This is a genomic window from Bordetella parapertussis (assembly GCF_020735925.1).
Classification (GTDB): domain Bacteria; phylum Pseudomonadota; class Gammaproteobacteria; order Burkholderiales; family Burkholderiaceae_B; genus Bordetella; species Bordetella pertussis.
Genome location: NZ_CP085971.1, coordinates 1357628 through 1383186, shown reverse-complemented (window position 1 = coordinate 1383186; position 25559 = coordinate 1357628). Strand labels below are relative to the sequence as shown.

At 65.7% G+C, this 25559-nt stretch carries 16 protein-coding genes, 2 tRNA genes and 2 rRNA genes; 6 read left to right on the top strand and 14 right to left on the bottom strand.

Translation table 11 applies throughout. The features are described 5' to 3' along the window. Positions 1-83: 83 nt before the first annotated feature. From LK409_RS06565 to LK409_RS06550, 4 genes are all read right to left on the bottom strand, one after another. Positions 84-2965, bottom strand: a 23S ribosomal RNA gene (locus LK409_RS06565). Between the two features lie 322 nt (positions 2966-3287). Next, positions 3288-3363: transfer RNA gene (locus LK409_RS06560), tRNA-Ala, on the bottom strand. A gap of 20 nt (positions 3364-3383) precedes the next feature. Beyond that, positions 3384-3460 (bottom strand) — tRNA-Ile (locus tag LK409_RS06555). 97 nt (positions 3461-3557) lie between these two features. Next, positions 3558-5088 (bottom strand): 16S ribosomal RNA (locus tag LK409_RS06550). Together the 16S and 23S rRNA genes with 2 tRNA genes alongside form the textbook arrangement of a ribosomal RNA operon. Before the next feature lie 748 nt (positions 5089-5836). Here LK409_RS06550 and rng point away from each other — a divergent pair. Next, positions 5837-7300, top strand: coding sequence for a ribonuclease G (gene rng, locus LK409_RS06545; RefSeq protein ID WP_003813204.1), 1464 nt, complete (start codon positions 5837-5839; stop codon positions 7298-7300). 33 nt (positions 7301-7333) lie between these two features. Here rng and LK409_RS06540 read toward each other — a convergent pair whose 3' ends face one another. Next, on the bottom strand, positions 7334-8236 hold the full coding sequence (locus LK409_RS06540) for a prephenate dehydratase (RefSeq protein ID WP_010928170.1): 903 nt from the start codon (positions 8234-8236) through the stop codon (positions 7334-7336). Further along, a complete protein-coding gene (locus tag LK409_RS06535) occupies positions 8233-8778 on the bottom strand; it encodes a TetR/AcrR family transcriptional regulator (protein WP_003813206.1) in 546 nt (181 codons plus the stop codon). The genes LK409_RS06540 and LK409_RS06535 overlap by 4 nt, the downstream gene beginning before the upstream one ends. 83 nt (positions 8779-8861) lie before the next feature. Here LK409_RS06535 and LK409_RS06530 point away from each other — a divergent pair, with 83 nt between their 5' ends. Continuing rightward, positions 8862-10361, top strand: coding sequence for an MFS transporter (locus LK409_RS06530; protein WP_010928168.1), 1500 nt, complete (start codon positions 8862-8864; stop codon positions 10359-10361). On the opposite strand, the gene msbA is transcribed toward LK409_RS06530, so the two are convergent. Further along, on the bottom strand, positions 10334-12205 hold the full coding sequence (msbA, locus tag LK409_RS06525; RefSeq protein ID WP_010928167.1) for a lipid A export permease/ATP-binding protein MsbA: 1872 nt from the start codon (positions 12203-12205) through the stop codon (positions 10334-10336). The genes LK409_RS06530 and msbA overlap by 28 nt on opposite strands. 15 nt (positions 12206-12220) lie before the next feature. On the opposite strand from msbA, the gene LK409_RS06520 reads away from it, so the two are divergent. The 3 genes from LK409_RS06520 to LK409_RS06510 are packed head-to-tail and all read left to right on the top strand — an operon-like array spanning position 12221 to position 14240. Next, positions 12221-13186: a glycosyltransferase family 9 protein gene (locus tag LK409_RS06520; RefSeq protein ID WP_010926806.1), complete on the top strand. Its 966-nt coding sequence runs from the start codon at positions 12221-12223 to the stop codon at positions 13184-13186. A 12-nt stretch (positions 13187-13198) separates the two neighbouring features. Beyond that, the gene (locus tag LK409_RS06515) at positions 13199-13963 is read left to right on the top strand and encodes a YdcF family protein (RefSeq protein ID WP_003813215.1); all 765 of its coding nucleotides are present in this window, start codon (positions 13199-13201) and stop codon (positions 13961-13963) included. 4 nt (positions 13964-13967) lie between these two features. After that, positions 13968-14240 carry a YkgJ family cysteine cluster protein gene (locus LK409_RS06510; RefSeq protein ID WP_003813217.1) on the top strand — a complete coding sequence of 91 codons (273 nt, stop codon included), beginning with the start codon at positions 13968-13970 and terminating at the stop codon, positions 14238-14240. Positions 14241-14364: 124 nt separating this feature from the next. On the opposite strand, the gene LK409_RS06505 is transcribed toward LK409_RS06510, so the two are convergent. Both LK409_RS06505 and LK409_RS06500 read right to left on the bottom strand, forming a co-directional pair. Next, the gene (locus tag LK409_RS06505; protein WP_076879806.1) at positions 14365-15486 is read right to left on the bottom strand and encodes a glycosyltransferase family 4 protein; all 1122 of its coding nucleotides are present in this window, start codon (positions 15484-15486) and stop codon (positions 14365-14367) included. A gap of 7 nt (positions 15487-15493) precedes the next feature. Next, the gene (locus LK409_RS06500) at positions 15494-16219 is read right to left on the bottom strand and encodes a polysaccharide deacetylase family protein (RefSeq protein ID WP_010928165.1); all 726 of its coding nucleotides are present in this window, start codon (positions 16217-16219) and stop codon (positions 15494-15496) included. 364 nt (positions 16220-16583) lie between these two features. Here LK409_RS06500 and LK409_RS06495 point away from each other — a divergent pair, with 364 nt between their 5' ends. Continuing rightward, the gene (locus tag LK409_RS06495; RefSeq protein ID WP_010928164.1) at positions 16584-18200 is read left to right on the top strand and encodes a phosphoethanolamine transferase; all 1617 of its coding nucleotides are present in this window, start codon (positions 16584-16586) and stop codon (positions 18198-18200) included. Here the strand turns inward: LK409_RS06495 and LK409_RS06490 are convergent. The 5 genes from LK409_RS06490 to dnaE are packed head-to-tail and all read right to left on the bottom strand — an operon-like array spanning position 18179 to position 25475. Then, positions 18179-19291 carry a glycosyltransferase family 4 protein gene (locus tag LK409_RS06490; RefSeq protein WP_010928163.1) on the bottom strand — a complete coding sequence of 371 codons (1113 nt, stop codon included), beginning with the start codon at positions 19289-19291 and terminating at the stop codon, positions 18179-18181. The two genes, LK409_RS06495 and LK409_RS06490, sit on opposite strands and share 22 nt — an antisense overlap. Then, positions 19288-20040: a glycosyltransferase family 2 protein gene (locus LK409_RS06485; RefSeq protein ID WP_010928162.1), complete on the bottom strand. Its 753-nt coding sequence runs from the start codon at positions 20038-20040 to the stop codon at positions 19288-19290. Before LK409_RS06485 ends, LK409_RS06490 begins: the two co-directional genes overlap by 4 nt. After that, positions 20037-20888, bottom strand: coding sequence for a polysaccharide deacetylase family protein (locus tag LK409_RS06480; protein ID WP_010926808.1), 852 nt, complete (start codon positions 20886-20888; stop codon positions 20037-20039). The genes LK409_RS06485 and LK409_RS06480 overlap by 4 nt, the downstream gene beginning before the upstream one ends. Further along, a complete protein-coding gene (locus tag LK409_RS06475; protein ID WP_003816230.1) occupies positions 20881-21984 on the bottom strand; it encodes a glycosyltransferase family 4 protein in 1104 nt (367 codons plus the stop codon). The genes LK409_RS06480 and LK409_RS06475 overlap by 8 nt, the downstream gene beginning before the upstream one ends. After that, on the bottom strand, positions 21984-25475 hold the full coding sequence (gene dnaE, locus LK409_RS06470; RefSeq protein WP_003813231.1) for a DNA polymerase III subunit alpha: 3492 nt from the start codon (positions 25473-25475) through the stop codon (positions 21984-21986). The genes LK409_RS06475 and dnaE overlap by 1 nt, the downstream gene beginning before the upstream one ends. Positions 25476-25559: the final 84 nt, after the last annotated feature.

The window sequence follows — 25559 nt, the reverse complement described above, 5'->3', positions numbered from 1 at the left end:
GCGGGTTGCGTGTGTATGTTGTGTTGGTATGAACGGCGCTGGCGCTTACTGTCCAGCGGTAATAATTAAGACTTGAGAGTTATAGGATCAAGCCTCACGGGCAATTAGTATCGGTTAGCTTAACGCATTACTGCGCTTCCACACCCGACCTATCAACGTCCTGGTCTCGAACGACCCTTCAGGGGGATCTAGTCCCCGGGATACCTAATCTTCAGACGAGTTTCCCGCTTAGATGCCTTCAGCGGTTATCTCTTCCGTACTTAGCTACCCGGCAATGCCATTGGCATGACAACCGGTACACCAGAGGTACGTCCACTCCGGTCCTCTCGTACTAGGAGCAGGCTCCGTCAAGTATCCAACGCCCACGGCAGATAGGGACCAAACTGTCTCACGACGTTTTAAACCCAGCTCACGTACCTCTTTAAATGGCGAACAGCCATACCCTTGGGACCGGCTACAGCCCCAGGATGAGATGAGCCGACATCGAGGTGCCAAACACCGCCGTCGATATGAACTCTTGGGCGGTATCAGCCTGTTATCCCCAGAGTACCTTTTATCCGTTGAGCGATGGCCCTTCCATTCAGAACCACCGGATCACTATGTCCTGCTTTCGCACCTGTTCGACTTGTCAGTCTCACAGTCAAGCACGCTTATGCCATTGCACTATCAGCACGATTTCCGACCGTACCTAGCGTACCTTCGAACTCCTCCGTTACGCTTTGGGAGGAGACCGCCCCAGTCAAACTGCCTACCATGCACTGTCCCCGATCCGGATAACGGACCAAGGTTAGAACCGCAAACAAACCAGGGTGGTATTTCAAGGATGGCTCCCTCGAATCTGGCGACTCGAGTTCTGCGCCTCCCACCTATCCTACACAGGCCGGTTCACAGTCCAATGCAAAGCTACAGTAAAGGTTCATGGGGTCTTTCCGTCTAGCCGCGGGTAGATTGCATCATCACAAACACTTCAACTTCGCTGAGTCTCAGGAGGAGACAGTGTGGCCATCGTTACGCCATTCGTGCAGGTCGGAACTTACCCGACAAGGAATTTCGCTACCTTAGGACCGTTATAGTTACGGCCGCCGTTTACCGGGGCTTCGATCAAGAGCTTGCACCCCATCACTTAACCTTCCGGCACCGGGCAGGCGTCACACCCTATACGTCGACTTTCGTCTTTGCAGAGTGCTGTGTTTTTAATAAACAGTCGCAGCCACCGATTCTCTGCGACCCCTTCATGCTCAGCGCGCAGGCGCTTCACACTACCAGGGTATACCTTCTCCCGAAGTTACGGTATCAATTTGCCGAGTTCCTTCTCCTGAGTTCTCTCAAGCGCCTTGGAATATTCATCCCGTCCACCTGTGTCGGTTTGCGGTACGGTCTCGTACAGCTGAAGCTTAGAGGCTTTTCTTGGAACCACTTCCAATCACTTCGCGAGACTTGCTCGCTCGTGCCACACCCTTGATTCTCGCGCCCGGATTTGCCTAAGCGCCATCTTCAATGCAGCAACAGGGACGTCCAACACCCTGATGACCTTCCGCGATCCGTCCCCCCATCGCACTGTACGACGGTGCTGGAATATTAACCAGCTTCCCATCAGCTACGCATCTCTGCCTCGCCTTAGGGGCCGACTCACCCTGCGCCGATGAACGTTGCGCAGGAAACCTTGGACTTACGGCGAGGGGGCTTTTCACCCCCTTTATCGCTACTCATGTCAGCATTCGCACTTCTGATACCTCCAGCAGCCTTTACAAGCCACCTTCGCAGGCTTACAGAACGCTCTCCTACCGCGTGCACTAAAAGTGCACACCCGCAGCTTCGGTTTATCGCTTAGCCCCGTTACATCTTCCGCGCAGGACGACTCGATCAGTGAGCTATTACGCTTTCTTTAAAGGGTGGCTGCTTCTAAGCCAACCTCCTGACTGTCTATGCCTTCCCACTTCGTTTCCCACTTAGCGATAATTCGGGACCTTAGCTGGCGGTCTGGGTTGTTTCCCTCTTGAGTCCGGACGTTAGCACCCGGTGCTCTGTCTCCCAAGCTGTACTTGCAGGTATTCGGAGTTTGCCATGGTTTGGTAAGTCGCCATGACCCCCTAGCCATAACAGTGCTCTACCCCCTGCAGTAATACTTGAGGCACTACCTAAATAGTTTTCGGAGAGAACCAGCTATTTCCAGATTTGTTTAGCCTTTCACCCCTATCCACAGCTCATCCCCTAGTTTTTCAACACTAGTGGGTTCGGTCCTCCAGCACGTGTTACCGTGCCTTCAACCTGGCCATGGGTAGATCATCTGGTTTCGGGTCTACACCCAGCGACTGGACGCCCTATTCGGACTCGCTTTCGCTACGCCTTCCCTATTCGGTTAAGCTCGCCACTGAATGTAAGTCGCTGACCCATTATACAAAAGGTACGCCGTCACCCCATAAAGAGGCTCCGACTGTTTGTATGCATACGGTTTCAGGATCTATTTCACTCCCCTTCCGGGGTTCTTTTCGCCTTTCCCTCACGGTACTGGTTCACTATCGGTCGATCACGAGTATTTAGCCTTGGAGGATGGTCCCCCCATCTTCAGACAGGATTTCACGTGTCCCGCCCTACTTCTCTTACGCCTAGTTCCACACTCTGCATTTCGTCTACAGGGCTATCACCTGCTACGGCCGGACTTTCCATTCCGTTCGACTATGCAAAATGCTAAATCGTAAAGGCTCTTCCGATTTCGCTCGCCACTACTTTCGGAATCTCGGTTGATTTCTTTTCCTCGAGCTACTGAGATGTTTCAGTTCACCCGGTTCGCCTCCACTGGCCTATGTATTCAGCCAGGGATACCGCTTGCGCGGTGGGTTTCCCCATTCGGATATCTGCGGATCAATGCTTGTTTGCCAGCTCCCCGCAGCTTTTCGCAGGCTACTACGTCCTTCATCGCCTGTGATCGCCAAGGCATCCACCATATGCACTTAGTCGCTTGATCCTATAACACTAAAGTCTTATAGGTGCTGTTCATTCGCGCTTGTGCCGTTCATAAGTTCAAAGCACCTGACCAAACGCTTGCGCGCCCAGCCAGTTCTTGAGACTTGGAACAAAATCATGCAATCACAACCCGTATCCGTCTTCATCGACTCGCGTCGACTACTAAACGAACACTTTACGTTGTGCTTCTTCCAAATTGTTAAAGAACATATATAGCTGTCGGGCCAAAACCCAACGCTTAACACTGACTCGCAGCACTAAGCGTTGCTCTCTCGCCTTCCTGGTCTCGCCTGCCAACCCGCTCCCATCTTCAAGACGGGTTCTGGTGGAGGTGAACGGGATCGAACCGATGACATCCTGCTTGCAAAGCAGGCGCTCTCCCAGCTGAGCTACACCCCCATTTCCCTCTCAGGAAACCTTGGTGGGTCTGGTTGGATTCGAACCAACGACCCCCGCCTTATCAAGACGGTGCTCTAACCGACTGAGCTACAGACCCGCGAAACCTTTCTCTCTCGGATCAGCAGCCACCGATCCAGCAGCTATATAACAACAACCGATAAGCGTGGACACTTGACACGAGCACTCAAGCTCTTAAAGGAGGTGATCCAGCCGCACCTTCCGATACGGCTACCTTGTTACGACTTCACCCCAGTCATGAATCCTACCGTGGTAATCGCCCCCCTTGCGGTTAGGCTAACTACTTCTGGTAAAACCCACTCCCATGGTGTGACGGGCGGTGTGTACAAGACCCGGGAACGTATTCACCGCGACATGCTGATCCGCGATTACTAGCGATTCCGACTTCACGCAGTCGAGTTGCAGACTGCGATCCGGACTACGATCGGGTTTCTGGGATTGGCTCCCCCTCGCGGGTTGGCGACCCTCTGTCCCGACCATTGTATGACGTGTGAAGCCCTACCCATAAGGGCCATGAGGACTTGACGTCATCCCCACCTTCCTCCGGTTTGTCACCGGCAGTCTCATTAGAGTGCCCTTTCGTAGCAACTAATGACAAGGGTTGCGCTCGTTGCGGGACTTAACCCAACATCTCACGACACGAGCTGACGACAGCCATGCAGCACCTGTGTTCCGGTTCTCTTGCGAGCACTCCCAAATCTCTTCGGGATTCCAGACATGTCAAGGGTAGGTAAGGTTTTTCGCGTTGCATCGAATTAATCCACATCATCCACCGCTTGTGCGGGTCCCCGTCAATTCCTTTGAGTTTTAATCTTGCGACCGTACTCCCCAGGCGGTCAACTTCACGCGTTAGCTGCGCTACCAAGGCCCGAAGGCCCCAACAGCTAGTTGACATCGTTTAGGGCGTGGACTACCAGGGTATCTAATCCTGTTTGCTCCCCACGCTTTCGTGCATGAGCGTCAGTGTTATCCCAGGAGGCTGCCTTCGCCATCGGTGTTCCTCCGCATATCTACGCATTTCACTGCTACACGCGGAATTCCACCTCCCTCTGACACACTCTAGCCCGGTAGTTAAAAATGCAGTTCCAAGGTTAAGCCCTGGGATTTCACATCTTTCTTTCCGAACCGCCTGCGCACGCTTTACGCCCAGTAATTCCGATTAACGCTTGCACCCTACGTATTACCGCGGCTGCTGGCACGTAGTTAGCCGGTGCTTATTCTGCAGGTACCGTCAGTTGCACAGGATATTAGCCCGTGCCGTTTCTTTCCTGCCAAAAGTGCTTTACAACCCGAAGGCCTTCATCGCACACGCGGGATGGCTGGATCAGGGTTGCCCCCATTGTCCAAAATTCCCCACTGCTGCCTCCCGTAGGAGTCTGGGCCGTGTCTCAGTCCCAGTGTGGCTGGTCGTCCTCTCAAACCAGCTACGGATCGTCGCCTTGGTAGGCCGTTACCCCACCAACTAGCTAATCCGATATCGGCCGCTCCAATAGTGCGAGGCCCGAAGGTCCCCCGCTTTCCCCCGTAGGGCGTATGCGGTATTAGCCACGCTTTCGCGTAGTTATCCCCCGCTACTGGGCACGTTCCGATACATTACTCACCCGTTCGCCACTCGCCACCAGGCCGAAGCCCGTGCTGCCGTCCGACTTGCATGTGTAAAGCATCCCGCCAGCGTTCAATCTGAGCCAGGATCAAACTCTTCAGTTCAATCTCTGTGTGTGGACCCTGATCGAAACCAGGATCCGTATCGCTTGCTCAAAGGAAGTGAGGTTTAAAAAACCTTACTTCATTCAGTGAGCACTTGATAATGCTTTGCTTTCGATGACGACCGTAGCCGCCACCGTGCGCTCGCACCAAGTGCCCACACTTATCGGTTGTTAAATTGTTAAAGAGCGGCCCTGCCATCCGGCCTTCCGACCGGCGCTGCGTTTTCAGCAGCAGAGAGACGAGATTATGAAGAAGTTTTTTCAGCTTGTCAAGTCGGCCTCGCCTGCTCCGCACCTGACTCACCCCCTTCCTCAAGGCCTGCGCCTCTCACCTGGCACTTCTCGAAACCCCAGCACCCGCGCCGATCGGCATCAGGGTTAACCCTTGGATTTCGGCAACTGTCAAGCCCGAAACTATAACACGACTTTTGCAGAATTTGCAACCCGAAGGCAGCGATTCGTTAACCGTCGTGCAACAACACCTGCCAGAACCCCGGGAACCGCCACATCGGCATAATCCCGCTCGCCCTGCCCCGGTGCTGCCCGCGCCCCCTGCCCTGGCTTGCCGGCTCCCGCACCTGGGCGGAGAACCTGCAAACCGCATGATTCGCGGTTCCGGCTTCGCATCCGGGACAACCCGAACTGCGAAGGGGGCGAACTATAGCACAACTATAAACCCGCTGCTTGCGGAGTTCCTGTACCCTAGCCAATCCCTCGCATCCTTCTATCTATAAGCTGACCTGCCCACAATGACGGAAGACATCCTGATCAACGTTACCCCGTTTGAGACCCGCGTCGCCCTGGTGGAGCAAGGCGCCGTGCAGGAACTACATGTAGAGCGCAGCGTCCAGCGCGGCCACGTGGGCAATATCTATCTGGGCCGCGTCGTGCGCGTGCTGCCGGGCATGCAGAGCGCCTTCATCGATATCGGCCTGGAGCGCGCCGCCTTCATCCATATCGCCGACCTGCGGGAGAACCGCAGCGAACGCAGCCAGGGCCAGACGCCCACGCCGATCGAGAAGCTGCTGTTCGAGGGGCAGACCCTGATGGTGCAGGTCATCAAGGACCCGCTGGGCACCAAGGGCGCGCGGCTGTCCACGCAGATCAGCATCGCCGGACGCATGCTGGTGTACCTGCCGCACGATCCCCACATCGGCATTTCGCAAAAGATCGATTCCGAGTCCGAACGCACCCAGTTGCGCGAGCGCCTGCAGGCGCTGATGCCGCCGGAGGAGAAAGGCGGCTTCATCGTGCGCACGCAGGCCGAAGGAGCCACCGACGAGGAAATCGCCGCCGACCTCGAGTACCTGCGCAAGCTGTGGGCCAGCGTGCAAGCGGCCGCGCGCAGCCAGCCCGCCCCCACGGCCCTGCACCAGGACCTCACGCTCGGCCAGCGCGTATTGCGCGACATGGTCGGCCCGCATACCGGCACCATCCTGGTCGATTCGCGCAGCACCAGCAGCGCCCTGCAGGAATGGGCGCGGGTGTATACGCCTTCGGTGGCCGAGCGCATCCGCCACTACAGCGGCGAGCGCCCGCTGTTCGACACGGCCAACGTCGACGAGGAAATCGCACGCGCGCTGTCGCGCCGGGTCGACCTCAAGTCGGGTGGCTACCTGATCGTGGACCAGACCGAGGCATTGACCACGGTGGACGTCAATACCGGCGGCTTCGTGGGCGGGCGCAACTTCGACGACACCATCTTCAAGACCAACCTGGAAGCCGCGCAGGCGATCGCGCGCCAATTGCGCCTGCGCAACCTGGGCGGCATCGTGATCCTGGACTTCATCGACATGGAAGACCCGGACCACCGCGAAACCGTGCTGGCCGAACTGAAAAAGGCGCTCTCGCGCGACCGCACGCGCATGACGGTCAACGGCTTCACCCAGCTGGGACTGGTCGAGATGACGCGCAAGCGTACCCGCGACTCGCTCGCGCACCAGCTGTGCGAGCCGTGCCCGATGTGCCAATCGCGCGGCAATGTGCGCACCGCGCGCACCGTGTGCTACGAGATCCTGCGCGAGATCCTGCGCGAGGCGCGCCAGTTCAATCCGCGCGAGTTCCGCATCCTGGCAGCGCAGGGCGTGGTGGACCTGTTCCTGGAAGAGGAAAGCCAGCACCTGGCGATGCTGGGCGACTTCGTCGGCAAGCAGATCTCGCTGGAAGTCGAGAGCCAGTATTCGCAAGAGCAGTACGACATCATTCTGATCTAGCGCATCGGGCCCGGCATGCAGCGGCCGGGTTCTTCAATAGCGCCGCGGGTACGAACCCAGCACGCGCAGCTCGCCCTGCCGGGCCAGCAGGCCGGCCAGCGCGTCATCGCGGACGTGGCCGGCCACTTCGACCACATAGCGATGGGCATCGAGCGTCTTCCTGGCGGGGCGCTCGTAGATGGTCAGGATCGGCACCCCGGCCTGCGCGAAATCGGCCAGCAGCGGCGCCAGCCGGGCATCCGGGATGCAGGCCAGCAGCGAGGTCTTGTCCTTGCCGGTCGGCGCCGGCATGTCGCGGCCCAGCACCCACCAGCGCGTCACGTTGTGGGGCCCCTCTTCGATGCCATCGGCCAGCGAGACCAACTGATAGACGGATGCCCCGACCCTGGGGCCGAACGATGCCTTGTCCTGCGTGGCACTGGCGGCCACGGCCTGGGCCGCGGCCCCGCCGCTGGCGGCCGGCACGCGCCGGGCGCCGGGCATCTCGCGCTCCAGCCAGGGCCGGACCTCTTCGAAAGCGACGGGATGGGCATGCACTTCCTTGATGTCCTCGCGCCGCGTGCCGGGACGCGCCAGCAGGCTGTAGCCCAGCATCTTCGGGTACTCGGCCACCACGACCACGCGGGGCAGCGCCAGCACGTCTTCCATATAGGGCGTGAGCCCGACCACCGAGGTGGCGACCGGCACGCAGGCCCGCTCGACCTTGCCGTCCGCGTAGGCGGCGAACAAGGCTTCGCGCGACAACGGCACCAGGCCGTCGGCGCCGTACAGGTCCAGGCAGGCCTGGTGGGTCCACGACCCGGCCGGGCCGAGATAAGCGGTGCGGGCGGCCATGGCCGGGCTCTGCGTTGCGGTCAGAGCGGCCGGGCCGGCCACGGCGCGCGCAATGCCGATGGCATCGCTCCCCCTCGCGGCCCCTGCCGGACGGCGGCTCACGGCGCATCCACCAGCACGGCGCGGATGTCGCGGAAAATCGCCTGCCATTCGGACTCGTCCATCTCCATCAGGCCGAAAAAGCGCAGCAGGAAGGCGCCCTCCGTGGCCAGCACGGCCAGCCGCGCGCGCCGGCCCGCTTCGGTATCGACGTCCAGGCCGTCGAGCCGGCTGCGATACCAGGACCGGGTGCTGCCCAGCAATTCGGGCGCCTGGATCAGCGCGGCAAGCAGGCTGGCCGCCTTGGCATTGGATGTGGCGTCGGCGCGACGAGTGGCCTCGGCGTGGGCGCGCACCCGCCCGCGCGGCGAGGCATCCTCGCCGAGCACCGCCTGGAACAGTGTTTCGTAGGCCTTGTCCCAACGCTCGAACAGCGCCTCGATCATGGCGTCCTTGCTGCCGTAGCAGTACTGGATGCCGCCCTTGGTGACCCCCATTTCCCTGGCGACCGCGTCGATGGTCAGGCCCTTGGCGCCGTCGCGCACGACGATGGTTTCGGCCGCGTCGAGCACCTTGTCGCGGTCAATGCTGCGTTTTCGTCCCATGCGGGCCCCTTTTCAATACATACGTATGGATTTATATTATAGGCACGCCCGTTCCGGCGTGACTTTTTTCAAGGCATTCCATCATGCGGCCTCAAAACCGTTGGCTGGTGCTGGCCATCATCGCCAGCGCCCTCTTCCTGATCACGGTCGATACGACTGTACTGTATGCGGCATTGCCCCGCCTGACCCACGACCTGCATGCCTCGGCAGCGGAAAAGCTATGGATCATCAACGCCTATCCGCTGGTGGTCACCGGCCTGTTGCCGGCCATGGGCGCCCTGAGCGACCGCTGGGGGCCGCGCGCCACGTTCACCAGCGGGCTGGCGGCATTCGGCGCGGCCTCGTTGTGCGTGGCCTATGCGCCCTCGGCCACCCTGCTGATCGTCGCGCGCGGCCTGCTGGCGATCGGCGCGGCGCTGATGATGCCCGCCACCCTGGCGATCCTGCGCCATGTGTTCACGGACGCGCGCGAACGCGCCCTGGCCATCGGCGTATGGGCCGCCATCGCCTCCGGCGGGGCGGCCCTGGGGCCGGTGGTCGGCGGCGTGCTGCTGGAGTATTTCTGGTGGGGCTCGGTGTTCCTGATCAACGTCCCCGTGGTGCTGGCCCTGCTCTGGCCGACGTGGCGGCTGGTGCCGGCGGGGCGGCCGGCGGCCCATCGTCCCTGGGACCTGGGCGCGGCCGTGCTGATCATGACCGCGCTGCTGGGACTGGTGTTCGGGCTGAAGGAACTGGGCAAGCCGACACCGGACTATGGCGTGGCCATGCTTGCGGTAGCGGTGGGCGCCGTGGCGATGACGCTGTTCGCGCGCCGCCAGCGCGGCCAGGCCGAGCCGATGATCGACGTGGGGATGTTCCGCGACGCCGGATTCAGCCGCGGCGTCGCGGTCGCCCTGATCGCCATGCTGACGCTGGTGGGCGTGGAGCTGGTGCTCAGCCAGCGGCTGCAGCTGGTGCAGGGCATGACGCCGCTGCAGGCCGCGCTGCTGCTGTTGCCGGTGCCGCTGGCGGCGGCCGCGGCCGGACCGCTGGCCGGCCTGTGGCTGGGCCGCGCGGGCGAGCGCCGCGTCATGGGTACCGCGCTGGCCCTGGCCGGCCTCGGGGCGGCCGGCATGGTCGTCGGCACCGAGTGGCCGCTAGCCGGCCAGATGGCGGTGCTGGCCCTGCTGGGCGCCGGCCTGGGCGGCGCCATGACCGCCGCCTCGACCGCTGTCATGCTGCACGCGCCCGCCGACCGCGCCAGCATGGCCGCCTCGATCGAGGAAGTGGCATACGAACTGGGCAGCGTGCTGGGCGTGACGCTGTTTGGCAGCATCATGACCACGGTCTACACCCGCACGCTGGTATTGCCGGCCGATGCGCCGGCCGCCGCGCAGTTGCGCGACAGCCTGGACCAGGCGCTGGCCGCTGCCGAAACCATGGCGCCGCAATGGGCGCAACAGGTGTTGCCGATGGCCTACCAGGCGTTCGACCATGCGTACGCGGTCGTGGCAGCGACCGCCGCGGCGCTGCTGGCAGGAGCGGCGCTGCTGACGCAGGCCCGCCGGCGCGGGCCTCAGTCCTCGCGGAACTGCATGTTGTAGAGCGAGGCGTACAGGCCGTTGGCGGCCAACAGCTCGCTGTGCGGCCCGTGCTCGACGATCTTGCCGGCGTCCAGCACGATGATACGGTCGGCGTTCTGCACGGTGGACAGCCGGTGGGCGATGACCAGCGTGGTGCGCCCGCGCATCAGCCGCTCCAGCGATGCCTGCACCTGGCGCTCGGATTCGTTGTCCAGCGCCGAGGTCGCCTCGTCGAGGATCAGGACCGGCGCGTTCTTGATCAGGGCGCGGGCGATCGCCAGGCGCTGGCGCTGGCCGCCCGACAGGCGGGCGGCATTCTGGCCCACCGGCGTGTGGATGCCCAGCGGCAAGCCGTCGACGAACTCCAGCAGGTTGGCCGCGGCCAGCGCGTCGCGAACGCGCGCGTCGTCGACGGTGCCGCCGGCGCCATAACCCACGTTGGCGGCAATGGTGTCGTCGAACAGCACCACGTCCTGGCTGACCAGCGACAGATGCGAGCGCAGGCTGCGCAAGGTGAGATCCTGGATGGGCACATCGTCGAACAAGATGTCGCCGCCATCGGGCAGGACAAAGCGCGGCAGCATGTTGACCAGAGTGGTCTTGCCGCTGCCCGAGCGTCCGACCAGGGCCACGGTCTGGCCCGGCTCGACCAGGAACGACACGGCGCTGACGGTATCGCGATCGGCGTCCGGGAAGCGATGGCTGACCGCACGGAATTCGACCTTGCCGCGCACCGGTTCGGGCAAGGCGCGCGTGCCGGCGTCGGCCTCGGGCGTCTGGTCCACCAGGGTGAACACGCTTTCGGCGGCCACCAGCATTTTCTGCATTTTGCCGGCCAGGTTGGTCAGGCGCTTGATCGGATCGAAGATCTGCGCCAGCGCGGCCATGAACGAGGCGAAGCTGCCGACGGTGAGCGCGCCGCTGTTGGCCTGGCTGAGGGCCACGGCGATGACCGCGCCCACGGCGACCGAGATGCACACCTGCGTGAGCGGCGTGAGCGCCGCGTCGGCGGTGGCGCTGCGCATCGCGAAGCGGCGCAGGCGCGAGTTGACGAAGTCGAAACGGCGGCGCTCGGCGTCATAGCCGTCGAACAGCTTGATGACACGCTGCCCGTCGATGCCCTCGCTGACCACGCGGGTGAGCTCGGCGTTCATGTTGACGGTTTCGCGGTTGATGCGGCGCAGCCGGCGCGTGAAGGCGCGGGCGATGCCCACCGACACCGGCAGCATGACGAGGATGATCAGCGTCAGCGCCCACGACATGTACAGCAGCACGCCGATCAGGGCGATGACGACCAGGGTTTCGCGCACCAGCACCGTGATGACGTCGGTGGCGTAGCCGGTGACGTTGCCCGCGTCGATGGTGAAGCGGTTGAGCAGGCGGCCGGTGTCACCGCGCTTGAAGTCGGCATCGGGCAGGCCCAGCAGCCGCTCGAACATCTCGCCCCGGATGCCGCGCAGCACGTTGTTGGCCACCCAGGCCAGCAGGTAGTCGCTGAAGAAATTGCAGATTCCGCGCAGCAGGATCAGCCCCACCACCGCCAGCGGCAGGAACCAGACATAATGCGGCTTGGCGCCCGAGAAGCCATCGTCGAGCAGCGGCTTCATGATGACTGCCAGCGTGGGCTGGGTCGCGGCGGCGCCGGCCATCAGCAGGACGGCCAGCACCAGCCCCTTCCAGTAAGAGCCTACGCGGCTGTAGACCCGCTTCCAGAGTTCGGCCTTGACCGGCTGGGAGCCGGCGGGCGCATTGCGTGCGGCAGAATTCAAGGAAACACTCGCTTTAATACAATCGTGCCCGGGATTGTACCGTCGGCCACCCGCCGCCCGACAACCGTCCGGCCGACCCGGCCGCCACGCCAGCATGCCACGCACACTCCGATGACCACCATTTCGTGCATTTATGTCCGCCTGCCCAACTGGATCGGCGATGTTTGTATGAGCCTGCCCAGCCTGCGCACGCTGCAGGACAGCGGCGCGCCGCTGGTCGTCTGCGCGCGCCCCTGGGCGCGCGACCTGCTGGCCGGCGTGCCGAAGCAGGATTTCCTGCCCATGACCGGCAAGGTGCTGCGCGACCGGGCCACGGTGGCCGCGCACCGGCGCGCCCTGGGCGGCGGCGCCGCCACGCGCGGCCTGCTGCTGCCGGACTCGCTGTCGAGCGCCGCGGTGTTCCGGCTGGCCGGCATACCCTGCGCGGGCTACCGCGACGACGGCCGCAGTCCGCTGCTGCGCTGGCCGGTGGACAAGCCCGGCGCCAGCCTGCACGCGGTGCAGTCGTGGCACTACCTGACCCGCGCGGCCCTGCAGCGCTGGGGCCTGCCGGCCGGGCCCGTCGAGCCGGGCGCGCTGCTGGACCTGCCGCTGACGCAGGCGCATCGCGACGCGGCCGGGCAATTGCTGCAGGCGCAGCAGCTGGCCGGCCGGCCGTTCGTGCTGATCGCCCCCACCGCCACCGGCCTGCACAAGGGCAAGGTCAAGGTATGGCCGGGCTTCGACGCCTTGACCCGCGCCCTGCAGGAACGCGGCCAGACCGTGGTAATGTGCCCCCCACCGGCCGAAGTCGCCGAGGCCCGCCGCAACGCGCCCTCCGCCACGCTGCTGCCGCCGCTGGGGCTGGGCGCCTTCGCGGCCCTGGCGCAGCGCGCCGCCCTGGTTGTGTGCAATGATTCAGGCGTGTCCCATGTGGCGGCGGCGGTCGATGCCCGCCAGTTGACGCTGTTCGGCGTGACCCGCCCGGGGCGCACCGGCCCGTGGTCGCCCCGGGCGGTCTGCCTGGGCTCCGAAACACGCTGGCCAGGGCCAGAACAAGTAATGGAAAAATCGCTCGAACTACTGAGCGGCGCGTAAACCCAACCCGACATGGCCATATCGAGTTTCCTCACCAATCTGATCATTCCCCTGAATCTGTGCCTGACGCTGGTCGTCCTCGGCCTGGTGCTGGGCCTGTTCCGCCTGCGCAAGACGGGTGCGGCCCTGATCGCCGGCGGCCTGCTGTGGGCCTTGGCCTGGTCGCTGCCGGCCACCTCGCTGTGGCTGGGCGGGGCGCTGGAGTCGCGCTACCCGCACCTGCCTCCGGACCAGTCGCCCACCGCCGACGCCATCGTGGTGCTGGGCGGCAATACCGCCAATGGCCGCGCCAACTGGTTCCTGCCGTATGACAAGGAAACCGCGGTAGTGCGCGTGGACACCGCCACCGAACTGTTCCAGGCCGGCCGCGCGCCCAAGGTGGTGCTGTCGGGCGGCGCGCTCGAGGGCGACATCAGCGAAGCGCGCGGCATGGCCTACCGGATGCGCCAGCATGGCGTGCCGGAAAGCGCTCTGATCCTGGAGAACGCCAGCCGCACCACCTACGAGAACGCGGCGCTGACGGAAGACACGCTGCGCCAGCACGGCATCCAGAAGGTGTTGCTGGTGACCTCGGCGCTGCACATGCCGCGCGCCATGGCGGCGTTCTCCAAGCAGGGCGTGCAGGCCATCGCCGCCCCCGCGCCGCCGCAGATCGTAGCGCCGGCCGACGGCTCGCTGTCGCCCTGGCTGCCCGACCAGCGCAGCTTCGACGCCAGCCGCTCCATCATCAAGGAATACGCCGGCCTGTTCGTCTACTGGCTGCGCGGCTGGGTGTAACGGCATGTCCGCCACGCTATCGTGCCGGCCCGGCTGCGGCGCCTGCTGCATCGCGCCATCCATTTCGAGTCCCATCCCGGGGATGCCGCAGGGCAAGCCCGCCGGGTCCAGATGCGTGCAGCTCGACGACGACATGCGCTGCCGGATTTTCGGCCATCCCGACCGGCCCGACGTCTGCTCCTCGCTGCAACCGAGCACCGAACTGTGCGCCGACGACCGGGAGCAGGCCATGACCTGGCTGCTGAAACTGGAAGAACTTACCTTGCCGGCGCGCTGAGGGAGCGACACCTGTGGCAAGGGTGCCTGTGTCCCCGGACGGGAGCTGACATCCGCGGCGAGGTGTGCCTGTCCCCACTGGGACAGGCACACCGCAGTGTTGACGGGCGCCGATACCGCAGACGTCAGCCGACCGCGCGTTCGCGCAACAGGGTTTCGTACAAGGTCTCGTAGCGGGCGGCGACCGCCTCCCAGCTCTGCGCGCGCGCCAGCGCCAGGCCGGCGGCCGACAGCGCGGCGCGCAGGGGCGCGCCATCGCCGATCGCGGCCACCGCGCGCGCCACCTCGGCGCCGTCGCGCGGGTCGCGCAGGATCAGCGCATCACGGCCATCGGCCAGATACTGCGCGAAACCGCAATAATCGGCGCTGCTCACCACCACGGGCAAGCCATGCGACATGGCCTCCAGCGGCGCCATGCCGTAGCTGTCGTTGAGCGTCGGGTGCACGTAGATGTCGGCCGCCTCGTAGTAAGGCGCGACACCCGGCGTGGGGTCGACGAGGCGGACGCGGCCATCGGCCAGCCCGCTGTCGCCGACGCATTGGCGCGCCGGACCATCGGCGCCGACCACCAGCAGGCGGTAGCGGGCCGGCAAGTGCGCCAGCGCGGCCAGCAGCGCCGGCAGCCCCTTGCGCAGCGGGTTGCGCGCCACCAGCAGGCAGACCAGGTCGTCCTCGCCCCAGCCCAGCGCCACGCGCGTGGCGGCCCGGCGCGCCGGGTCTGACGGCGCGGGCAGCTGGACGCCAGGCGGGATCGTCTCCATGGGCAGGCCCACGCCGTAGGCGTCGCGCATCTGTTCGACGATGAGCTCGGACACCGTCACCACGCGCTTGCCCGGCCGTTGGGCCACGCGGGCCTTTTCCAGCGCGAGGTAGGTGGCCACCCGCGGACTGGTCCAGGCCGTCAGGCGCCGGCGCAAGCCCGGCCGGCACAGCCAGTTGTAGCGCACGGGCGTGACGTGCATGACCTGCACATCGCCCGCTCCCCCGTTCATGTGGGAATGGACGATGTCGAAGCCGGCGCGCGTCAGGCGCGCGGCGCGCCAAGCGAAATACAGCACCCGCAGCCAGCTGGGCAGGCGGCAGCTGACACGCACCGGCAGAAAGGGCAAGGCGAGGTCGCTGTCGTATTCGCGCGCCACCACCGTGACGTCGTGCCGCCGCGCCAGGATCCGCATCAATTCGACGCCATAGGCTTCGGCGCCGCCGAAGCGATTGCCGAACCGGTCGACCAGCAGCGCAATACGCAAACGCCGCTTATCCGCGGCGGCGCCTGTCTTCATAGCCGGTCAGGGTTTTTTGCAGAAAGCGCAGCAAGTGGGTCGAGCGCGAAACCGTGACGCGCGGCAGGCCGTAGGGATCGTCGGCGGCCGAGGCCAGCCCGCGCACGGTCAGGGTCGCGTTGTCGTAGCCGGCCTCGCGCGCCATGGCGCGATGCTCGTCCGTGTAGTCGCCATAGGGATAGCAGAAAGCCGTCACCGGCGCACCCAGCACCTGTTCGAGTTCGTCCTTGGACTGGCAGATCTGGCGCCGCGCTTCGTCGGCGGCCATGCGCGGCAGGTGCACGTGGTCCAGCGTGTGGGAACCGACCTCGTTGCCGGCCTGGTGCCACTCGCGCATTTCCTGTGCGTTCATGAGCGCCGAGAACGGGATGCCTTTTTCGAGATCCCACACGTTGCCGCCATCGAGCTGGTGGGCCACGAAATAGTTGGTGGCGGTAAAGCCCAGTTCGCCCAGCACGGGCATGGCGTTGCGATGCACGTTGCGGTAGCCGTCGTCGAACGTGATGCCGAATACCTTGCCGCTGCGCTCTCCGCGCACATAGGGCATCAGGTCGCGCATCGACAGGCCCCGATAGCCAAAGCGCCGCAGCCAGGTCATCTGGCGGCGGAAGCTGGCAGGATGGACCGTCAGTCCGCGATACGGCGTGCCGCGTGGCGCCGGCTCGCCGATCTGGTGGTACATGAGAATGGGGATAGGCATGATGCCGGATTATATGGGGATCGATGCCAGTGAGGCCGGCTCAAGATTCCCGCGATGCTGCCGTTAAGTCGATCAAAAATGACAGACGCGAGCGAGAGCGCCATAATATGTCAAATTAAATCAAATAACGTATAATTATAACAAAATAAGCACCTTGTAAAAAGACCGACGCCGCGACCGGCGCCGCCCCATGCAGAGACCAGCAGTCCCGGCGCGCCATCGGCGCGCGCATCGTTCGAGTCCCCGCCAGCCCGCCCCGCGCCGCGAACGCCTGCCCGATCGCTAGGGCGCCCGCCGCCGCCGTGCCGGACCGCGCGCCCCCCGCGCGCCGCGTCCATGCCCTCCTTCCTGCCTCCGTATTGCCATGACCCGCTTTCTGCAAGCCTGGGTGCCGCTTCTCGTTGCCGGCATCGCCCCGATCTGGATCCAAGCCCGCCTGCATGGCGACTCGTTCTCGCCGCGCGTCTATCTGCTGGGCGTCACCCTGATGCTGGCCTGCGCCCTGTTGTGGCGGCGCGCCTGGACGCGGCCGGCGGCCGTGCTGTTGTGCACGGGCCTGGCGGCGAACCTGGGGCTGGCGCAGTTCTGCTACCAAGCCTATGGCCAGCGCTTCAACTTCGGTTTTGCCTACAGCATCCTGACGACGAACTACGACGAGACCGTCCAGCTGCTCACCCAGCACTGGCGCTCGGCCGCGCTGACCCTGGCGGTGCTGGCGCTGCTGCTGTGGGTGGTGCGGCGTGCCGCGCACGAATTGCCCACGCGCTGGCTGGCCTTGGGCGCGGCCGCCACCGCGCTGGTCTTTTTCGGCTCGTGGCTGCGCTATGAGCTGGCGATGCGCGGCGCGGCGGACGAGTACTACCCGTCGATCGAACGCACGGTTTCGCGTTCGCCGATGTTCAACATGCGCTATTTCATCCAGGCCAGCTACGACCAGTCGCTGCTCGACACGGCGGGCAGGCACCGCGTCACCCACGCGCTGACCCGGCGCGACACCGGCATCGACACCTATGTCGTCGTGGTGGGCGAATCGGCGCGGCGCGCCAACTGGGGGCTGTACGGCTACGCGCGCGACACCACGCCGCGGGCGGAGGCCGAACGCGACCGCATGACGCTGTACACCCAGGCCGCCGCGCCCGCGCCGCTGACCATCATGGCGGTGCCGCTGACCCTGAGCGCGGCCACGGTGGACAGCTACGACCCGCGGCTATTCGGCGACAACGTGGTGGCGCTGGCCGGCGACGCAGGGTTCCGCACTTACTGGCTGAGCAACCAGGCCAGGCTGGGCCGCTACGACACGCCCGTCACGGCCATGGCCAACATGGCCCATTTCAAGACCTGGGCCGACGCGCCGTACGACGAGGCCCTGTTGCCGCTGCTGGACGCGGCGCTGGCCGAGCCGGGCAGGAAAGTGGTCTTCCTGCATATCAATGGCAATCACGACAACTACTGCACGCGCTACCCGGAAACGGCCACGGTGTACCAGGGCGGCGCGCCCTACGAGGACTGCTACGACAATTCGATCCGCTATGTGGACGCGCTGCTGGGCGCGGTAATGGACCGGCTGGGCGAGCGGCGCGCCTCCTTGCTGTTCTACCCCGACCACGGCCTGGAACGCCACGAGAGCGTGCTGGGCACGTTCTATCACGGCGGCGTGCGGCCCTCGCGCGAGGCATTCGATATTCCTATGTTCATCTGGAACAGTCCCGCCGCGCCGGCCCCGGCACGGCGCGAATACGACGCGCCCTATTCCACCGAGGACAACTATGGGCTGATCCTGGACTGGCTGGGCGTGGCGACCGGCGTGGACGATTGCAAGCACCGTCCCGCCGCCCCGGCTTGCGCGGGCCGGCCGGTACGGGTGATCGACGCCAAGCGCGACGTTTATGCATACGCCGACCTGGCGCCGCACCCGGACGGCCGCCGCCCGGCCACGCCCCCGCGGGTGGGACCGCGCGATCAGGCGCTCAACGTGCGCTGATAGACGGCCAGCGTGGCCTGCGCGAAATCGCGCAGGCCGAACTCGCGCTCGGCCGTGGCGCGCGCCTGGCAGCCCATCTCGGCCAGCCGCTCCGGCTGCTCCAGCATCTCGCGCAACACCGCCGCGATGGCCGGCACGTCGCGCACCGGCACGACCCAGCCATCCCGGCCCGCGGTAATGTTCTCGGGCAGCCCGCCGGCGTTGCTGGCCAGCACCGGCCTGCCCAGCGCCATCATTTCGCGGCAGGCGAACGACAGGGCCTCGCGGTACGACAGCACATAGCCCGCATCGCAGGCGCCCAGCGCCTCGCGCACGTCGTCGAGCAGCCCGGGAAACACCATCTGGTCCTGCATGCCGTGTTCGCGCACGCGATCCAGCTTGGCCTGGTTGGGCGGATCGCCCGCCACCAGGATGCGGACGCGCTCGCGTAGCGGCGCGGGCAGGCTGCCCGCGGCAGCCACCAGGTCGAGCCAGCCCTTGTCGTAATCGGTGCCCCCCGCGCTGCCCAGCAGCAGCCGGCCCCGCCAGTCCGGGCCGAAATAGCGCTCGCGCCATTGCGCGGCGGTCGCGGCGTCGGGCGGCGCGTAGTAATCGGTGTCGATGCCGTGGCGCACGGTGGTGATGGGATGGCGGCTGTACGGCGAATCGGCCAGCAGGCCGTGCACATAGGCGCTGACCGCGATGCTGTGATCGGTGGCCAGCGTGGCGCGCAGGCGATTGCCCAGGCTGCCCAACGGATGATCGTTGTGCTTGGTGAAGACGATGCGCGGACGGCGGCGCAGCCCCAGCGTGGCCAGCATGACCTGCTTGTGGTCGGCCGAGCCGTTGCAATGGATGATGTCGTAGCCGCCCTCGGCGATCAGCCGGCGCAGCGCCGCCCGGTCATGGAACCAGGACGACAGCCGCGTGGTGTACTGCATGTCCACCACCTCGACGCCGGGAATCTCTCGCGCATAGCGGTACAGCCGGCTGGTGCCGGGCACCGCCACGGTCAGGGCGTGCCCGGGCGCCAGCGCGCGCGCCAGGTTGATGACATAGGTGACATGGCCGCCGCCGTTGCGGCCATGGAAATTGGTGTACAGGATCTTCACTTGCGCGGCTCGGACAGGAACATCAGCTTGGCATAGCGGAAGAAGCTGCCGGCGGCGGCCGTCACGGCCAGGACCAGCCCGTGGCACCCATCCAGGAAGCCGCGGCGGATCAGGTAGATGCGCACGAAGGTCCAGAAGCCATGACCCAGCGCCGAGAACACCGTGGCGCGCTTGCCGCGCGCATGCATCATCGCGGCCGCATCCGAGGAATAGCGATTGACCTTGGCGATGAGGGCGTCGAAATTGTTGTACGGGTAGTGCAGGAAGTGCCCGCGCAGGCGCGCGGGCTGGCCCTGCGCCGGCACGACGCGCTCGTGCACGGCCGCATCGGTGAACCGCGCGCTGCCGCGCCGGAACAGGCGCAGCACGTAATCGGGCCACCAGCCGCTGTGACGGATGAAGCGGCCGCAGAAATCCGACAGCCGGGCGATTTCGTAGCAATCGGCCGTGGCGCCGGCCATGGCGGCCTGGATCTCGCTCGCCAGCTCGGGCGTGACGCGCTCGTCGGCATCGATGGACAGCACCCAGTCGCCCGTGGCCAGGTCCAGGGCACGGTTCTTCTGCGGTCCGAATCCCGGCCAGTCCGGCGTGACCTCGACGCGCGCGCCGAAATCGCGCGCCAGCTCGACGGTGTTGTCGGTGCTGCCCGAATCGACCACGATGAACTCGTCGGCGAAGGCCACCGACTCCAGGCATGCCAGGATGTTGGCCGCTTCGTTCTTGGTAATGATGATGACCGACAGCGTCATGCGCGCCTCCTCAGCTTTTTCTTCCAGGCCTTCCAGGCGTGATAGCGCGGGCCGATCCAAGGATGGCGCGCCAGCCAGATGCGGCGGTTGAGCCAGCCGCCGGCGCGGTTGCGCACCGCGAAGCGGTATATGTGTGCGGGATCGCCGCCCGGGACGTTCTGGCCCAGGGCGTCGGTGGTGTAGAGATGGCGAAAGCCGGCGTCGCGCGCCGCCTGTACATAGTCGGCGTCGAAATAGCCCTGGGGCCAGCACAGGTGGTCGCTGACCTCGCCCAGCCGGGCCTGCAGCGCCCGGCGCGAATCGGCCAGCTCCTGGGCGATATGGGCGCGCTTGGCGGCGACGTCGGGGCCGCACTGCTTGTCCCAGCGCGTATGGGTATGGGTGTGCGAATGCACCTCGAAGGTGCCCGCCGCCAGCATGGCCTGCACTTCGCTCCAGCGCAGCATGACCTCGTCGGCGCGTCCGGCGGCGATCAGGCGCTTGCTTTCGTCGTGGTCGGGCGCGGGCGGCAGCGGCCCGTCCTGCCCGGCGCAGGGCCGCGCCGGACCATCGCCCAGCAGGCCGGTGATCAGGAACAGCACGGCCTTCATGCCGTGGCGCTGCAGGATCGGGTGGGCATACACCCAGTTGTTCAGGTATCCGTCGTCGAAGGTGATCAGCACCGATTTCTCGGGCACCGGGGCGCCGTCCAGGTAGGCGGCGAACTCGGCCGTGCCCAGCGAGCGGTAGCCGGCCCGCGCCAGCGCGGCGATCTGCCGTTCGAACACCTCGGGCGTGGCGGCGATCATGCCGCCGGCCGGGGTGACGTGGTGGTACATCAGCACCGGGACATTGGGCGCGTTACGCATGGCCGCGCTCCGCCAGCCACTGCCGGTAGATGGCCTCGGTGCGCTCGGCCAGCCGTTCGGGCGCGAAGACCTTTTCGTCGCGCACCATGCGCCGGCCGGCCTCGCCCATGCGGCGCCGCAACGCGCGGTCGTCGATCAGGCGGCGCAGCGCGGCGCCCAGCGCCGCCGGGTCGTCCACCGGCACCAGGATGCCGGTCTCGCCATCGCGCATCATCTCGGACACGCCGCCCACGTCGGTGCCGACGACCGGCAGGCCACAGGCTTCGGCCTCGACATAGACGGTGCCCGAAGCCTCCTGGCGGGTGGCCAGGGCGAACAGGTCGAAACCGGCCAGCAGGTTGGGGACGTCGTTGCGCGTGCCCATCAGGTGGATGCGCGCCTGCAGGCCCAGTTCGGCCACGTAGGCCTGGGTCTGCTCGAACACCGGCGAGCCGCCGCCGACGAACACCAGGTGCAGGTTGGCACGCTCGGCCATCAGCGGCCGCATGGCGTCGATGAGTTCGCGGTGCCCCTTGGTGGCGCGCATCACCGCCACGCAGCCGACCACGATATCGTCGGCCGCCAGGCCCAGCTCGCCGCGCAGGGTCGAGTGTTCGATGGGAGGCGGCAGCACGATGGGCGAATACACCGTGGCGATATGGCCGGCGGGTACGCCGCGTTCGATGAGGTGCTGGCGCACGTGGTCGCTGACCGTGGTGACGCGGTGCGGCAGCCCGGTATAGGACCAGAGCGAGCCGACCTTGTTGGACAGGTGGCGGGTACGCACAATCAGCGGCGTGCCCGCCAGCCGGCCGGCGGCCGCGGCGATCACGGTATCGCGCCGGCTGTGCGTGTTCAGCACGTCGTAGCGGCCCTGGCGCAGCAGGCGGCGCAGGCTCAGCACGCCGCGCAGGTAATTGCGCGGCCCGTCCATTTCCAGCGTGTGCACGGTGAAGCCGGCCTCGGCCAGGCGGCGCGCCAGCTGGGCCTGCGGCTGGCAGATCGCCTCCATGTGATGGCCGCGCTCGCGCATGGCCGTCATTTCCTTGAAGATGCGCCCTTCCTGGCCGCCGAAACTGGTGGCGGCTTCGGAATGCACGATACGCAATGGCCGCATCAGTAGGTGACCTCGACGCCGTCGGGCTTGGCCCAGTCGTTCAGGTTCTCGAGCAGCGTGTCGGCCATGCGCACGCGCCAGTCTTCGCCCAGCCGCACCGTGCACAGGAAATTGTTCCTGCGGTAGACCACGTCGACCGGCACGCCGGGCACGCCGTTCTCGGGCTCGGCCCGGAACGGGTTGAGCAGCTGGCGCAGGCGCGCCGCGTCGGCCTGGCCGTTGAGCCGGATGCGCAGCGACTTGGCGCGCGCCTCGCGCGCCAGCTGCAGGTCGTACAGCTGCTCGGCCACGATGCGCATGCCGCCGGAGTACTCGTCGTTGCTGACCTTGCCCTGCACCACCAGCAACTGGTCTTCGCGCAGGCGGCCGCGGTGCTTCTCGTACAGCTCGTTGAACACCGAGATCTCGATCTGCGCCGTGCCGTCGTCGAGCACGGCGAACACCATCTTGCCGCGCCGCGTCATCATGGTGCGCACGCCGGCCAGCACCCCGCACATCCATTGCAGGTCGCGCTGCGGCTCCAGGCGCGCCAGCTGCATGGGCACGATGCGGCGCACCTCGTCGCGCCAGGCGTCGAACAGGTGGCCGCTGAAGTAATAGCCCAGCGCCGTCTTTTCCTCGGTCAGCGTGGTGTGCAGGTTCCAGGGCGCGACCTTGGTCAGCTCGCCGGCGACCACGTCGCCGCTGTCGTCGCCGAACAGCGACGACTGGTTGGCGCTGCGCGCGGCCTGCTCGGCCGCCTCCATCGCCGTACCGACCGAGGCCAGCATGGCGGCGCGGTTGGGTTCGATGGTATCGAACGCGCCGGCCTTGATCAGGGCCTCGATGGTGCGCCGGTTGACCGCGTGCTTGCTGACGCGGCGGCAGAAGTCGAACAGATTGGCGAACGGGCCGCCCTCCTGGCGCGCGCGCAGGATTTCCTCGACCGCGCCCTGCCCGGTGCCTTTGACCGCGCCCAGGCCGTAGCGCATGGTGCGCGGCGGTTTGCCCTGCTCGGTGTGCTTGTCCGCCACCGGTTCGAAGCGATAGCCCGAGGCGTTGACATCGGGCGGCAGCACCTCGACGCCGTTGTCCTGGGCGTCGCGCACGAAGATCTGCACCTTGTCGGTATCGTCCATGTCGGACGACAGCGTGGCGGCCAGGAACTCGGTGGGATGGTAGGCCTTCAGCCATGCGGTCTGGTAGGCGATCAGCGCATAGGCGGCCGAGTGCGACTTGTTGAAGCCGTAGCCCGCGAACTTCTCCATCAGGTCGAACAGCTTGACCGCCAGGTCGGGATCATGCCCCTTCTCGCGCGCGCCCTGCTCGAACAGTTCGCGGTGCTTGGCCATTTCCTCGGGCTTTTTCTTGCCCATGGCGCGCCGCAGCAGGTCGGCGCCGCCCAGCGAGTAGCCGCCGATGATCTGCGAGATCAGCATCACCTGTTCCTGGTAGACGATGACCCCGTACGTGCTGCGCAGGGTGCCTTCCAGGTCCGGGTGGAAATAATCGACCGCGGCGCGGCCGTGCTTGCGGTTGACGAAATCGTCCACCATGCCGGATTCGAGCGGCCCCGGCCGGTACAGGGCCAGCATGGCGATGATGTCTTCGAAAGTGCTGGGGCGCAGCTTCTTGAGCAGCTCTTTCATGCCGCGCGATTCAAGCTGGAACACCGCGGTCGTGTTGGCGTCGCACAGCACCTTGTACGCGGCCTGGTCGTCCAGCGACAGGGCCATGACGTCGAAGTCGCGCTTGTCGGCATTGAACTGGCGCACGAAGCGCACCGCCCAGTCCAGGATGGTCAGGTTGCGCAGGCCCAGGAAGTCGAACTTCACCAGGCCGGCCGCCTCGACGTCGTCCTTGTCGAACTGGGAGACCGCGCTGTTCTCCTGGCCGGGCTGGCAATACAGCGGGCAGAAATCGGTCAGCTTGCCCGGCGCGATGAGCACCCCGCCGGCGTGCATACCGATGCTGCGCGTCAGGCCTTCGAGCGGGCGCGCCAGGTCGACCAGGGCGCGCACTTCCTCTTCCTGCTCGTAGCGGTCCTTGAAGGCCGGCTCGTCCTTGAGCGTGCGCTCCAGCGTCCACGGGTCGGCCGGGTTGAACGGGATCAGCTTGGACAGGGCATCGCAGAACAGGTAGGGCATGTCCAGCACGCGGCCGGCGTCGCGCACCACCGCCTTGGCGCCCAGGGTGCCGAAGGTGGCGATCTGGCTGACCGCCTCGCGCCCGTACTTCATCTTGACGTAGTCGATGACCCGTTCGCGGTTGTCCTGGCAGAAGTCGATATCGAAGTCAGGCATCGACACCCGCTCCGGATTCAGGAAGCGCTCGAACAGCAAGTCGTAGCGGATCGGATCCAGGTCGGTAATGCCCAGCGCGTAGGCCACCAGCGAGCCGGCGCCCGAGCCCCGCCCCGGCCCGACCGGAACGCCGTTGTTCTTGCCCCAGTTGATGAAGTCCTGCACGATCAGGAAGTAGCCGGGAAAGCCCATCTGGATGATGGTCTTGCACTCCCAGCGCAGGCGTTCGTAGTACTGGTCGCGCTTGGCGTTGCGCTCGGCCTCGTCGGGGAACAGGAACTGCAGGCGCTTTTCCAGGCCTTCCTCGGACAGCTGGACCAGGTAGTCGTCCAGCGTCACGCCGTCCGGCGTGGGGAAGTTCGGCAGGCGCGGCTTGCCCAGCACCAGGGTCAGGTTGCAGCGCCGCGCGATCTCGACCGTATTGGCCAGCGCCGAGGGCACGTCGGCGAAGCGGCGCGCCATTTCCTCGGAACTGAGCAGATATTGGTCCTGCGTGTAGCGCCGCACCCGCCGCGGATTGGCGAGGATCTCGCCTTCGGCGATGCACACGCGCGCCTCGTGCGCCTGGAACTCGTCGCGGTCCAGGAACTGCACCGGATGGGTGGCCACCACCGGCAGCCCCGCCTCGGCGGCCAGCCGCATGGCGGCCTGGGTATAGGTTTCGTCGCCGTCGAAGCCGGCGCGCTGCAATTCGATGTAGTACGAACCCGGAAACAGCTGGCCCCACTGGCGCGCCAGCGACAGCGCCGTGACGGCATTGCCGGCTTCCAGCGCCTGGCCGACGTCGCCGCCGCGCGCGCCCGACAGCACGATCAGCCCTTCCTGGCCCTGCAGCCATTCGCGGCGCACCTCGGCGCGCCCCTTGTACTGATTCTCCAGGAACGAGCGCGTCAGCAGCTCGCACAGGTTGAGGTAGCCCTGGTGGTTGCGCACCAGCAGCAGGAGACGGAACGGCTTTTCGCGGTCATCGTCGTTGGTCAGCCAGACATCGCTGCCGGCCACCGGCTTGACCCCGGCGCCGCGCGCGCCCTTGTAGAACTTGATCAGGCCGAAGATGTTCGACAGGTCTGTCAGCGCCACGGCCGGCTGGCCCAGCTTGGCCACGCGCTTGATCAGATCGGAGATGCGCACGATGCCATCCGAGACGGAGAACTCGGAATGGACGCGCAAATGTACAAATGGGGGCGGGTTTGTTACGGCTTCGGACATGTCCGGAATTGTACCCAGTCGGGGCAGCCGCCGGCACGATTTCGCCCCCCTTCCGGGCCCGCTGGGCAGCCGCCTGTGGTAACA